This window comes from Roseovarius sp. PS-C2, assembly GCF_018862045.1.
Classification (GTDB): Bacteria; Pseudomonadota; Alphaproteobacteria; order Rhodobacterales; family Rhodobacteraceae; genus Roseovarius.
This window is the reverse complement of sequence record NZ_JAHKSQ010000002.1, coordinates 339,630-352,933: the sequence shown is the minus strand read 5'-3', so window position 1 is coordinate 352,933 and position 13,304 is coordinate 339,630. Positions and strand designations below refer to the sequence as shown.

The window sequence follows — 13,304 nt, the reverse complement described above, 5'->3', positions numbered from 1 at the left end:
CCATTCCCTTCGGGCAACAAGAGGGTCGCGCCCGCCCTGGGGGGCGGGGTCGGGCGCGAACCGGATCGCAAGCGATCCGGGAAGGCACCGGATCGACGCCGCTCAGACGCCCGACAGCAACGCCAGCGCCGCCTCATGCTGTTCACGCCCCGCCGCCGCCAGAACGCGCCCGCCCGCATGGGCCGGGCGGCCCTGCCAGTCGGTGACGATCCCGCCCGCGGCCTCGATCACCGCGATGGGGGCCTGAATGTCATAGGCTTGCAACCCGGCTTCGATCACAAGATCGATCTGGCCCGCAGCCAACAGCGCATAGGCATAGCAATCCATGCCATAGCGCACCAGTTGCACCGCCCCGGCCACCCGGCCGAACGCTTCGCCCTCCTCGGACGATCCCACCTCGGGGAAGGTGCTGAACAGGATCGACTGCGCCAGCGGGCGACCGCCGCGCGCTTTCAGAACCCGTTCGCCCTGCGGCCCGGTCAGCCGCGCCCGGCCCAACCCGCCCTCGAACCGCTCCCCGATATAGGGCTGGTCGATCAGGCCATAGATGGGGCCGCTCGCGTCGCTCAGCGCGATCAGCACGCCCCATGTCGGCGTGCCCGACAGGAACCCGCGCGTGCCGTCCACCGGGTCGATCACCCAGGTCAGGCCGCTGGTGCCGGGGCGCGCGCCGAATTCCTCGCCGTAGAGGGCATCATCCGGGCGATGCGCCTTCAGCACGGCCAGAATCGCCCGCTCGGCGGCGTGATCCGCCGCCGTCACCGGGTCGAACCCGGCCTCCGCCTTGTTATCAGCGCTCAGATTGTCGGATCGGAAGTAAGGAAGAACAGCGGCCCGCGCCGCATCTGCCATGGCGTGGGCCGTTGTTACGATGCTGTCGATATCCATCTGCCGGGCCACCCTCTGCCATGCCGCATGTCGCGTCATGGGTAGACCGCCCCGGCGTCAATCTCAAGTCACGTCGCTCAGCACCCGCGCCAGGTCGAACAGACGGCGGCGCTGGTTTTCGGGGATCGCGTAATACGACCGCACCAGATCCAGCGCTTCCTTGTCCCCCAGCAGGTCCGCCGGCATGTTCTCGGCATCCTTGCCGGCGCTGCCCTCGGGGGCCAGACCCTCGAAGAAAAAGCTTACTTCGACGCCCAGCGCGTCCGCGATGTCCCACAAGCGCGAGGCGCTGACGCGGTTCGCTCCTGTTTCGTACTTCTGAATTTGCTGAAACTTGATCCCGACATGTTCAGCCAGTTGTTGTTGCGTCATCCCCACAAGCCACCGGCGATGGCGAATACGTTTCCCGACATGCACGTCAACAGGGTGCGGCATGATTTTTCCTTCTCTAGAATTGCTACAGAACAGTAAAAAGAAATCACCAGCTACGTTAATAAATATGATCATATTGGCGCTGTATACCCCAACGGCGCGTTAAGGATGTTATGCAGACGTCGGCAGAATTACAAGATTTTTCGCACCCCGAAAACGTGACGCGGCCATTTGCCCGACAATTTAAACGGGCACCTATTCTTTGGAAGTATACAATCGGCGGCCCGACCGTGAATTGACATGAAAAAGGCAATTCGGTTAACCATGTCAGACACTTGCACACCCATCAGACAGCCATCGGGGGCCTTTCATGCGCGCGTTCCACATCGAATCGGCCGGGGCCGAACCGGCCCTCTGCACCCTGCCCGACCCGGAACCGGGACCGGGTGAGTTGCGCTTGCGCATCGGGGCCTGCGGCCTGAATTTCGCCGATCTCCTGATGATGACCGGCGACTATCAGGACACGCCCGAGGCCCCCTTTACCCTCGGGATGGAGGTGGCCGGCACCGTCGATGCGCTCGGCCCCGGCGTGGACGGCCCCGCCATCGGCACCCGTGTCGCGGTGTTCGCCGGACAGGGCGGGCTGGCCGAAATGGGCTGCTTTCCCGCCGAACGCGCCGTGCCCCTGCCCGATGCGATGTCCGATATCGACGCCGCCGCCTTCCAGATCGCCTATGGCACCAGCCATGTCGCGCTGTCGCACACCGCGCGGCTGCAACCGGGCGAAACGCTTCTCGTCCTCGGGGCGGCGGGGGGCGTCGGCCTGACGGCGGTGGAAATCGGCAAGGTGATGGGCGCGCGCGTGATCGCCTGCGCCCGTGGCGCGACCAAGCTCGCGGTGGCCGAACGCGCCGGGGCCGACCACCTGATCGACGCCGAAACGCAGGACATCCGCGAGGAATGCAAGCGCTTGGGCGGTGTCGACGTGGTCTACGATCCCGTCGGCGGCGATCAGTTCGAGGCCGCCTTTCGCGCCACCAACCCCGAAGGGCGCCTTCTGACCATCGGCTTCGCCAGCGGCAAGATGCCCCAAATCAAGCCCAATCACCTGCTGGTCAAGAATCTCAGCGTCATGGGGCTCTACTGGGGCGGCTTCCTGAAATTCCGCCCCTCGGTGGTGACGGACAGCCTCGCCACGCTCATGCGCTGGTACGAAGAGGGCAAGATCAAACCCCATGTCAGCCACGTCTTGCCGCTCGACCGTGCCGCCGAGGCGCTGGAGCTGCTGCGCGCCCGCAAATCCACCGGCAAGGTCGTGGTCACGCCGCGTTGACGCTGGCGACGGGCCGCACCGCGCCATAGCCCTTGCGCAGCATGTTGGCCAGTTCCTCCAGCACCTCATCGCGTCCGCTGCGGGTATAGAGGTTCACTTTCTGCACCCCCAGGTCGGGCAGCGCCGCGCCTGCCGTGACCGGCTCCAGATGCGGTGGAATGCTGTCCACCAAATAGGCCCCCACCGCCAGGTCGGCGCTTGTCAGGGCCTCGACCGCGCGGTCGTCATCGGAATCCACCGCCAGTTCCCAGTCGATCCCCGCCGCCTCCAGTTTTCGCAACACCAGCGGGCGGAAAATGCAGTATTTGCAAAAGGCCAGCCGCAGGGGCCGCTTTTTCCAGGCCGTGCCATCCACCGCCCCGGTCCAGCGCAACTGCATCTCGCACAGGGTTTCGCCACCGGGGCCGACATCCTCTTCGGTGGTCAGGATCAGGTCCAACTCGCCCTTCTTCAGCCCCTCCAGCAACCTGACCGTGCTGGACGATCTCAGGTTGACGCTCACCCGCGGAAAGGCCGTGTTGAACGATTTCAGAACCCGCGGGATCACCGGATAAACGATGTCGTTGGGCACGCCCAACACCAATTCGCCCTCGAAGGTCTGCTCGGTCAACCGGCCCACGGCCTCGTCGTTCAGTTCCAGAATGCGCCGCGCATAGCCCAGCAATTGCTCGCCCGAGGCGGTCAGCGTCACGCGCCGGTTGTTCCGGTCGAACAGGGACAGGCCCAGCAACTCTTCCAGCCGCTTGATCTGCATCGACACCGCCGATTGCGTCAGGTGCAGCATCCCGGCGGCCCGCGTCACCCCGCCACAATCGGCCACAGCCACGAAGGATCGCAGGGTCGTTGTATCCAGATTTCTCATTCATCACCCATTTTGATGATCGAAACCACAAACATTCGTTTTCCGAATGCCCTTCTGTCCGGCATAACTATCACCATGCAAGATGAATGTCACTGAATACATCACGTTTACGAAAGAATATCGCTATGGCTTACCTGTCCGAACACCGCACCCGCCTCGCACTGCGCCCGCTGTCGCTGGCCCGCAAACTGCGCGCCGTCCTGGTGCTGCGCCGCCAGCGGCGGACATTGGCCCGGCTCGATGAAACCGCCCTGCGCGATATCGGCATCTCCCGCAAGGCCGCTCAGGCCGAGGCCCGCCGCCCCTTCTGGGACGTGCCCGACACCTGGCGCGAAAGCTGACATCGCGCTGTACGATTTGCGCCGGTAAAGCTTGAAATAGGCGCAAAGCTAACCGATATTGTCAGGCAAAGCCCGACAACGGGTTTGGTCTGACATTTATCGGAGGCTTTGATGGCTGAATTTGATACAATCCGGACGGCGGCCGGCACCCGTTCCGCCCAGATTGACCAGGGACTTCGCGCCCATATGAACAAGGTCTACAGCACCATGTCCATCGGCATGTTGCTGACCTTTGCCGCGGCCTGGGCCGTGGGCAACAACGCGACGATGATGAACGCCCTGTTCACCGGGTTTACCCGTTACATCGTCATGTTTGCCCCGCTGATCATGGTGTTCGCCTTCGGCGCGGCCATCAACCGCCTGTCGGCGGCCGGCGCGCAACTGTTTTTCTACGCCTTTTCGGCGGTGATGGGCGTTTCGATCAGCTACATCTTCGTGGTCTTCACCGATTTCTCCATCGCGCAGGTCTTCCTGATCACCGCGATCGCCTTCGCGGGCCTGTCGCTGTGGGGCTACACCACGAAAAAGGACATCTCCGGCTGGGGCAGTTTCCTGATCATGGGTCTGATCGGCCTGATCGTGGCGTCGATCATCAACATCTTCCTCGGCTCGCCCGCGATCATGTTCGCGATCTCGATCATCGGCGTGCTGATCTTTGCGGGTCTGACGGCCTATGACACGCAGGACATCAAGAACGAATACCTCGCCCACGCCCATCACGGCGACAGCGAGTGGATGGGCAAGTCCGCCATCATGGGCGCGCTGCGCCTCTACCTGGACTTCATCAACATGTTCATGATGCTCCTGAACCTGCTGGGCCAGCGCGAGTAATCGCGCCCCATACCGACAACGCCAAAGGGCCGGTCACATCGACCGGCCCTTTTCTTTTGCCTCGCACACTCCGGCGCATCCGATGAAACCTGCCGCATGGAGTGCGTCCCGCCCGTGCCGCCGTCCTTCGGGGAAAGCGGAAAGCTGCCGTGCGAACCAAGCTGAAGTTCGCGACGAAGGCTGACGTCAGCCCCTGGGGTGGCGATGCAACTGTAGTTTTGAAGTGCTTTATGGCCGCAAAACACATCCACAGAACGAACAGCGCGCCCAGTTCAGACAAATCGCCAGCCCAAGGCAGGGGCTGACGATAGCCGGGCCGCTTCGCGGCGGTTAACCGGCTAGGCGCTCTGCACGAACGTCTCTCATGGCCTCAAGTCCGGTCACTCGCTGCACGTCGCGCAAAGCCCCCCCAACAAAATGAAAACGCTACATCTCGCGTTTCATCTGCACTGCCGGGAAATACACCCCCGGCCCCAGATGCAGCTCCACCTCGCCCTGCGCGGCAAATCCCATCGCCCCGTAAAACCGCACCGCATTGCGCGTGGACAGGCACAGGAAGCTCCTCACCCCCGCCGCCTGCCCCGTCGCTTCGATCCGCCCGAACAGCGCCCGCCCGATGCCCTGCCGCTGGTGATCGGGGCACACCGCCACATGCCGGATATGGCCCAACCCCGCCACGCCGGGACGACCGAACGGGGTTTCCCGGCTCCAGCCGCCCGCGCCCACCACGCGCCCGGCCCTCACCGCCACGAAATACTCCGCCGCGCTCAGCAACTCGGGCCGCGCCCGGCCCAGCACCGGCAGCACCGCGCGCAACAGGTCGGGCGGGTAATCGGCGCACAGCAGCCGAGCACAGCTGCGCCGTAACATATCGTCGATATCGGCCGGACAGGCCGCACTTGCGGGAAGGATCTGAAGAGAACTCATGAAACGGGCCTCGGGCTGTTGGATCACCGCCCCGCCGCCCGTTCGCCTGCCTCCGGAATCAAGAAAGCCGCGCATCGGGCGGCGCGGCTTTCGTCAGTCTGTCAAAGTCGGGCGATCTTACTTGATCTTGCCTTCCTTGTACTCGACGTGCTTGCGCGCCACCGGGTCATACTTTCGTACGACCATCTTTTCGGTCATGGTGCGTGCGTTTTTCTTGGTCACGTAGAAATGGCCCGTGCCCGCGGTCGAGTTCAGACGGATCTTGATGGTCGTCGGCTTCGCCATTTTGCTGTCTCCTGCACCGGACGCGCAGCGCGCCCGTGAAATTCGTCATGAAGCCCGCCTTTTAATGGCGCGCGCGCCCGAGTCAACCGGTTTTTGCCGCCCGGACCGTGCCGTTTGTCAGTTCGACGACAAACGCGTGGGCATACGATAGAAATAATGCACCCCGATCGACGCGGTCCGCGGGAACTTGCGCGCCCAGCGCGGGTTGACCGCACGGGTATGGTAATGCGTCGCCCCCGCCGTCAGGTGGCGCGGCGCACCGTCCACCATCAGCTTGGCCACCTTGCCCACCTGTTCGAAGGCGCGCGGCTCGCTGATCACCTCGGGATGCCCGTCACAGGTATAGGTGAACTGGCAGGCGTATTTGCGCCCCGTCCCCTGTTTGACCACACCGCAGACACTGTCGGGAAATTCGGCGCTGTCGACGCGGTTCATGATGACCTCGGCCACCGCGAACTGCCCCTTCACGCTTTCGCCGCGCGCCTCGAAATACAGCGCCTCGGCCAGGCACCGCCACTGGGCGCCCCCCTGTTTCAACGATTGCCCCGCCAGCCAGTCGCGCGAATAGCGCAGTTCGGCCTCGGGACGTTCCATGTAGCTGGCAAGACGCGCCTGCGACATCTGATTGAGCGCACGCGTCTCCTGGTCGAACAACCGCTTCACCGGCGTGTCCGCCGCGGCCATCCCCCCCAGACAAATCAACACAATGGCAGCAAACCTGAACATCGGATCTCTCCTTTCATGACCCCCCACCGGGCCCCGGATTGATCCGCGTCACATAGACAAAATGCCTGCGCAGGTCCAGCCCACGACAAATCACGCGAGTTCACGACAACATTTCCCGTCGCGACTCCCGTGGCCGACATGCCGTATCTTGCGCGAAACGCCTCTCGCGCTACCCGATCTTGTCTTTCACCGCCAGCTGTGCGGCAGCAAGTCGCGCCACCGGAACCCGGAAGGGCGAGCACGAAACATAGTCGAATCCCGCATCCCGGCAGAACGCGATTGATTCGGGGTTGCCGCCATGTTCGCCGCAAATCGACAAAACCAGATCGGGCGAGGCCCTGCGACCCCGTTCCGCCCCGATACGCAAAAGTTCGCCCACACCGTCCACATCCAGCGTGTGGAACGGGTCTTCGGGGTACACCCCCTGCTGCACATAGGCCGACATGAACCGCCCCGCATCGTCGCGGCTCAGGCCATAGGTCATCTGCGTCAGGTCGTTGGTGCCGAAACTCAGAAACGCCACATGCGGCGCGATCTCTTCGGCGCGCAGCGCTGCGCGCGGCGTTTCCACCATCACGCCCAGACGATAGGTGAACGCCTGCCCGGTCTCGTTGCGCACCGACGCCGCCACCAGGTCGATCCGCGTCTTGACCAGTTCGACTTCGCGACAGGCCGACACCAGCGGAATCATGATCTCGGGCACCACCGGCGCCCCCTCGCGGCTGGCCTCGATGGTCGCCTCGAAAATCGCCCGCGCCTGCATCTCGTAGATTTCCGGCACCACGATGCCCAGCCGCACCCCCCGCATCCCCAGCATCGGGTTGTATTCGCCAAGCGCATCCACCCGGCGCGTCACGTCCGACAAGGGCAGGTCCAGCGCCTCGGCCAGCTCGCGCATACCGCTGCGGTCCGACGGCAGGAATTCATGCAGCGGCGGGTCGAACAGGCGAATGCACACCGGCTTGCCCTGCATGATGCGGAACAGGTCGATGAAATCCGCCCGCTGCATCGGCAGCAGCCGCTCCAGCGCCGCCGCGCGGTCCTCGCTGGAATCGGCAAAGATCATTTCGCGCATCACGGTCAGGCGGTCGGTCTCGAAAAACATGTGCTCGGTCCGGCACAGCCCGATCCCCTGCGCGCGGAACCTGCGCGCCACCTCGGCATCGGCGGGGGTGTCGGCATTGGCGCGCACGGCGATGTCGCGCACCTCGTCGGCCCAGGTCATCAGGGTCTGGAACGATTCGTCGCGCGCCGCTTCCAGCAACGGGGCCTCGCCCGCCAGAACCTCGCCGTTGCTGCCGTCGATGGTGATCGTATCACCCTTTTTCAGTATCCGGCCGTCGGGCATCTTCAATTGCTTTTGCGCCGGATCGAATCCGATCTCCGACGCACCCACCACACACGGCAGGCCAATGCCCCGCCCGATCACCGCCGCGTGGCTGGTCATCCCGCCCCGCTCGGTCAGCACCGCCACCGCGGCATGCATCCCGCGAATATCCTCGGGGTTGGTTTCGCGCCGCACCAGAACGCAGGCTTCGCCCCGCGCCGCAGCGGCCTGCGCCGCCTCGGCGGTAAAGACGATCCGGCCCGTCGCCGCGCCGGGGCTGGCCGCCACGCCCCGCGCCAGCACGTCGCGCGGCGCTTCCGGATCGACCTGCCGGTGCAACAGTTCGTTCAGCGCCCGCGGCTCGATCCGCATCAGCGCCTCTTCACGCGCGATGATCCCGTCCTCGGCCAGCGCCACGGCAATCGCCACCGCCGCGCGGGCGTTGCGCGCCACGCGCACCCCGTCCAGAACGAACACCGCGCCGTTCTCGATGGTGAACTCCACCTGCATTTCCTCGCGCAGCTTGACGCGCATCAGGGCGGTATACTCCTTGAGCGCCGCAAACGCCTCGGGGGCCAGTTCTTCCAGCGACGGGCCGCGCGGGTCCTGCTCCAGATACAATGCGTCCGACCCGCCATGCAGCGCCTCGCGCCCCTGGCTCTGGCTCAGGTAGCGCCCGGTGATCTGGCGCGCGCCGGTCACGCTGTCCACAAGCTGAATCACCCCCGAGCCGCATTCGCCCTGCCCCAGCCCGAACGCCATTTCCTGCACCACAAGGCCCAGCCCGGCATCCGCCGGTGCGCCCTTGGCCTGCCGCAGCAGCCGCGCCGTCGTGCCCTCCCAGGCCCGCGCCATCGAGCGCAGCACCTCGGCCAGTTGCACGCCCGTATCCTGCGGGAAATCTTCCTCGGTTTCGTCCTCATAAGCGCGCAGCGCCTGCCCCAGCCCTTCGATGGGGTCTTCGGAAATCTCGTCGAACATGTCCGGGTCCAGCCGCGCCACATGAATCGCATAGGCCTGCACGAACCGCAGATACAGATCCGAAGCCGCCTCCTTGCCCAGACGGTCGCTCAGTTCCACGAACTTGGCGTCGTTCATCCCGATATTCAGAACCGCCCCCGGCCCGCCCCAGTCCGGGTCTTCCGAAGACGGGCGCACGCACAGCAACGCCTCGTCCTGAAACGGCGCCAGCATCCGCGTCATGTCGGGCAACTCGCCCGCAGCGATTCCGTGAACCGCCCGGAACGACAAAGCGATGGTGCGCGGCACCGGCAGGTCCAGCCGCACCAGCCGCTGAAGACACTTGGCGCGCCCGCCATGCGTTTCCGCCGCCATCGGGGCCGAGGGGGTGATCAGGGTGATATCCGGGTCGTTATGCTGCACTGCGGCACCTTTCGCTGCGTGGCCGCAGAATACGCGCCCGCCCGCGCATGGCAAGGAAAAGCCGGTCACGGGCGACAGGTGACCGGACGGCACGAAGGTCCATGATGGACGCAATTTCGCGCCGAGGCCCCGATTTTCGTACAAAACGCGCGTACACTTCGTACAAAACGTACAAAACGCAGCCCGCTCAGCCCTCCAGCTTGGTCAGATCGGCGGCCTTCAGGCAAATATCACGGATTTTCCCAAGCAAATTCAGCCTGTTACGACGAACGATCTCGTTCTCCGTATTGACCTGCACCGCCTCGAAAAACGCATCCACCGCCGGGCGCATCGCAGCCATCGCAGCCATCGCCCCCACAAAATCCTCGGCCTCGTTGGCCTTGGCGATCTTGGCCTCGGCCGTGTCGAGAGCGGCGAAAAGGTCTTTTTCTTCAGTGACTTCCGCAAATTTCGGATCGGCCCCGAACGAGTATTCCACCCCATCGCGCTCCTCGGCCTGGGTCAGGATATTGTTGGCCCGCTTGAACCCCTGCACCAGGTTTTCACCGTCTTCCGTTTTCAGGATGTCATCCAACGCTTTGGCCCGCGCCACGATCAGGCTCAGGTCGTCACCCCCGTCCAGTGTCAGGCAGGCGTCGATCACGTCATACCTAAGCCCTTGATCACGCAAGTAAACTTTCAGCCTGTCATGGAAAAACGCCAGCAAATCGGTGCTCAGATCCGGCACCAGATCGCCCACCGTGCGCAGCAAACTGCCCTCGCCCATATCCGGCGCACCGTCTTTCCCCTGCAACCGATCCATCACCGCATGAAACGCCGCCCCGAACACCCCGCGCTCCGCAACCTCTTCCAGAATCTCTTCCAGCGTGTCGATTTCGCCTTCGCTCGCACGGGCGTGATTGAGGCTTATCTTGTGGCGCAGCAGTTGTGCATCAATATATCTATCCAGTTTGACGCGATATCCGCCATCCAGAATGATGCGGATCACCCCCAACGCAGCCCGGCGCAGCGCGAACGGGTCTTTCGATCCGGTCGGCTTTTCGTCAATCGCCCAGAACCCCGTCAGCGTATCCAGCTTGTCCGCCAGCGCCACCGAAACCGAAACCGGCGCGGTCGGCACATCGTCGGATGGCCCGAGCGGCGCGTAATGTTCTTCACAAGCGGCGGCCACCTCGGCCGGAAGGCCCGCAGCGGCGGCATAGTAACGCCCCATAAGCCCTTGTAATTCCGGGAATTCATAGACCATTTCGGAACTCAGATCGGCCTTGGCCACCCGCGCGGCCTGCCCTGCCAGGTCGGGCTTGGCCCCGACCTCCGGCGCAATTTCCTGCGCCAGCGATGCAATCCGCGCAATCCGCGCCGCCTGCGTTCCCAACTGACGTTCGAACGTGACATTGCCCAACTGCTCGATCCACGCATCCATACCGGACCGCGCCACACGCAAGTCATTCTCCCAAAAGAATTTTGCGTCCGACAACCGCGCCGACAGAACCTTCTGGTTGCCCGCAAGAATGGTCGCGCCGTGATCGGCGGTTTCGATATTGGCCACGGTCACGAAGGATTCGATCCGCCCGCTCTTGGGATTGCGTACCGAAAAGAACTTCTGATGTTCCTTCATCGAGGTCTGCAAAACCTCGGGCGGCAGCTCCAGAAACTCGTCGTCAATCCGGCCCAACAGGACCACGGGCCATTCGACCAGCCCGGACACCTCGGCCAAAAGCCCTTGATCTTCCACGACTTCCAGCCCGGCAGCAAAGGCCTGATTGGTTGCGTCCTGCCAGATGTGATCGGCGCGCTCCTTAGGGTCAAGAATGACTTTGGCGCGCTTCAGCCTGGCCTCGTAATCCTCGAACGAGGTCACCGCAAAACGGCCATCGCCCATGAAACGGTGCCCCTCGGTGGTGTTGCCCGCCTTGATGCCATCGACATCCAGATCGACCACCCGCGCCTCACCCGCCTCGTCCGTCAGAATGCACAGGATCGAATGCAAAGGCCGCACCCACCGCAGGCTGCCCGATCCCCAACGCATGGATTTCGGCCAAGGGAAGTTGCGGATCACACCCTCCAGAACCTCGGCCACGATGGCATCCGCCGGACGGCCCGGCTTGGTGATGGTGGCGAAATACACTTGCCCTTTTTTCTCGTCCCGCACCTCAAGATCGTCGCGCGAAACGCCTGCACCGCGCAAAAAGCCCTCGATCGCCTTTTCCGGTGCGTCCACACGCGGCCCCTTGCGCTCTTCCTCGATGGTCGGACTTTCGGCCAGCAGCCCCTCGACCGCCAAGGTCAACCGGCGCGGGGTGGAAAAGGCCTGCGCACCGGCATAGGTCAGACCGGCCTCGACCAGACCGTCAGTCATGCGCTTGCGCAGATCATCCGCGGCGCGGGCCTGCATGCGGGCGGGGATTTCCTCGGAAAACAGTTCGATCAGGAGATCAGGCATATCGGTCAGTTCCCATTCGGGGGTTCAGGGCAGTCTTCGGGCGCGGGCTGACCGTCAAAGACGACCTCGCCGCAATGGTTGATCTGGTGCCAGACATAACCGCGCCCGTCTTCGGTAATGGCGACGATCCGGTCGATGCCGTACTCGATATCCTTCTGGCCCAAAAAGGCCAGCGCGCGACCGTCTTCCAGAGCGGCGCCAAGCGCATCGGCGTCGAAACAGTCGAACCAGCCCGGCGCAACCAACGGTTCGGCCCGCTCGTAGGGTTCATAGGTTTCCGTCAGCATGGCCTGGCTCATGGTGGTGGTAAAGCAGGCCCGGTAGCGGATGGGCGAACTGTCGGAATCGATCGCACGGAAATCGTCATACAGCACCGGCTCGGGCTGGCCGGACACCATCGAGGTCATCAGAACGTCATCGGTGCCGTTGCCCGACACCTCGTCATAAAACGCATAGATCTGGACGTAGTAAAGTACCGCGCCCGCGACGATTGCCGTAACCAAGATCAGCCCCGCCAGAAATTTTCCCATTACGCCGCATGCCCCCCGGCCTCGGTCTGAACGAAGGCGTCGGCGCATTTCTTGGCCAGCGCACGCACCCGGCCGATATAAGCCTGCCGTTCGGTCACGGAAATCACACCGCGCGCATCCAGCAGGTTGAAGAGATGGCTGGCCTTGATGCACTGGTCATAGGCGGGATGCGCCATGATGATCCGATGGCCGGTCTTGGGGTCTTCATGTTCGTGGCTCAGGATCGCCTCGCATTCGGCCTCGGCCTCTTCGAACTGCTTCAAGAGGACATCGGTATTGGCCACGTCGAAATTCCAGCGGCTGTATTCCTGCTCGGTCTGGCGGAACACATCACCATAAGACAGCGCAATCGGCGCATCGGGATCGTTGAAGGGCATCTCCATCACGTGATCGACCCCCAGGACGTACATTGCCAGACGCTCCAGACCATAGGTCAATTCGCCCGAAACGGGCTGACAATCATGGCCGCCGACCTGCTGGAAATAGGTAAACTGGCTGACTTCCATGCCATCGCACCAGACTTCCCAGCCAAGGCCCCAGGCCCCCAGAGTGGGGCTTTCCCAGTCATCCTCGACAAAACGGATATCGTGCAGAGCCATGTCGATGCCAATGGCCTCGAGGCTGCCGAGATACAGTTCTTGCAGGTTGGGCGGGCTGGGTTTGATCAGGACCTGGTACTGGTAATAGTGCTGCAGCCGGTTGGGGTTTTCCCCATAACGCCCGTCGGTGGGGCGGCGCGAGGGCTGCACATAGGCCGCCGCCCAGGGTTTCGACCCAAGCGAGCGCAGCGTGGTGGCCGGATGGAATGTACCGGCGCCCACCTCCATGTCATAGGGCTGCATCATGGCACAGCCCTGCCCGGCCCAGTAGGTCTGAAGCCGCAGGATGACTTCCTGAAAACTGCGTGGTTTGCTTGTCTTGTCCGCCATGGTCGTCTCCGGGCTCGGGCCGTCGAAATCGCCGCTCTTACCTACGGCTCCGATCCGGCAGGGTCAATTGCATGACCGGGCATATTTTGGGTGCACGCAGATACAGATTTGTTAAAACACCTCTCAA

Annotated in this window: 13 protein-coding genes; 3 read left to right on the top strand and 10 right to left on the bottom strand. The window is 63.5% G+C overall.

The genetic code is table 11. The features are described from left to right. Nucleotides 1-102 precede the first annotated feature (102 nt). Nucleotides 103-888 (bottom strand): inositol monophosphatase family protein, encoded by a 786-nt coding sequence (locus KPG71_RS05105; protein ID WP_216337213.1) that lies wholly within the window; start codon nt 886-888, stop codon nt 103-105. Between the two features lie 63 nt (nt 889-951). Continuing rightward, complete coding sequence (locus tag KPG71_RS05100) at nt 952-1,323, bottom strand: helix-turn-helix domain-containing protein (RefSeq protein ID WP_216337036.1); 372 nt, start codon at nt 1,321-1,323, stop codon at nt 952-954. Between the two features lie 307 nt (nt 1,324-1,630). Between KPG71_RS05100 and KPG71_RS05095 the strand changes: the two genes are divergently transcribed. After that, a complete protein-coding gene (locus KPG71_RS05095) occupies nt 1,631-2,593 on the top strand; it encodes an NADPH:quinone oxidoreductase family protein (RefSeq protein ID WP_216337035.1) in 963 nt (320 codons plus the stop codon). On the opposite strand, the gene KPG71_RS05090 is transcribed toward KPG71_RS05095, so the two are convergent. Beyond that, entirely contained in the window at nt 2,580-3,455 is an 876-nt protein-coding gene (locus KPG71_RS05090; RefSeq protein ID WP_216337034.1) for a LysR family transcriptional regulator, read from the bottom strand. The two genes, KPG71_RS05095 and KPG71_RS05090, sit on opposite strands and share 14 nt — an antisense overlap. A 125-nt stretch (nt 3,456-3,580) precedes the next feature. On the opposite strand from KPG71_RS05090, the gene KPG71_RS05085 reads away from it, so the two are divergent. Continuing rightward, nucleotides 3,581-3,796 carry a DUF1127 domain-containing protein gene (locus KPG71_RS05085; RefSeq protein ID WP_216337033.1) on the top strand — a complete coding sequence of 72 codons (216 nt, stop codon included), beginning with the start codon at nt 3,581-3,583 and terminating at the stop codon, nt 3,794-3,796. Nucleotides 3,797-3,907: 111 nt separating this feature from the next. Next, on the top strand, nt 3,908-4,627 hold the full coding sequence (locus KPG71_RS05080; RefSeq protein ID WP_216337032.1) for a Bax inhibitor-1/YccA family protein: 720 nt from the start codon (nt 3,908-3,910) through the stop codon (nt 4,625-4,627). Nucleotides 4,628-5,053: 426 nt separating this feature from the next. Here KPG71_RS05080 and KPG71_RS05075 read toward each other — a convergent pair whose 3' ends face one another. From KPG71_RS05075 to KPG71_RS05045, 7 genes are all read right to left on the bottom strand, one after another. Then, nucleotides 5,054-5,554, bottom strand: a complete 501-nt coding sequence (locus KPG71_RS05075) for a GNAT family N-acetyltransferase (RefSeq protein WP_216337031.1) — start codon at nt 5,552-5,554, stop codon at nt 5,054-5,056. A gap of 117 nt (nt 5,555-5,671) precedes the next feature. Continuing rightward, entirely contained in the window at nt 5,672-5,839 is a 168-nt protein-coding gene (rpmG, locus tag KPG71_RS05070) for a 50S ribosomal protein L33 (RefSeq protein WP_039682682.1), read from the bottom strand. A gap of 117 nt (nt 5,840-5,956) precedes the next feature. Then, nucleotides 5,957-6,565 (bottom strand): cell wall hydrolase, encoded by a 609-nt coding sequence (locus KPG71_RS05065; RefSeq protein ID WP_216337030.1) that lies wholly within the window; start codon nt 6,563-6,565, stop codon nt 5,957-5,959. Nucleotides 6,566-6,734: 169 nt separating this feature from the next. Continuing rightward, entirely contained in the window at nt 6,735-9,275 is a 2,541-nt protein-coding gene (gene ppdK, locus KPG71_RS05060; protein WP_216337029.1) for a pyruvate, phosphate dikinase, read from the bottom strand. A gap of 187 nt (nt 9,276-9,462) precedes the next feature. Then, the gene (gene glyS, locus KPG71_RS05055; protein ID WP_216337028.1) at nt 9,463-11,718 is read right to left on the bottom strand and encodes a glycine--tRNA ligase subunit beta; all 2,256 of its coding nucleotides are present in this window, start codon (nt 11,716-11,718) and stop codon (nt 9,463-9,465) included. 5 nt (nt 11,719-11,723) lie between these two features. Next, nucleotides 11,724-12,248: a DUF6446 family protein gene (locus KPG71_RS05050; RefSeq protein WP_216337027.1), complete on the bottom strand. Its 525-nt coding sequence runs from the start codon at nt 12,246-12,248 to the stop codon at nt 11,724-11,726. After that, nucleotides 12,248-13,177 (bottom strand): glycine--tRNA ligase subunit alpha, encoded by a 930-nt coding sequence (locus KPG71_RS05045; protein ID WP_073034838.1) that lies wholly within the window; start codon nt 13,175-13,177, stop codon nt 12,248-12,250. The genes KPG71_RS05050 and KPG71_RS05045 overlap by 1 nt, the downstream gene beginning before the upstream one ends. Nucleotides 13,178-13,304: the final 127 nt, after the last annotated feature.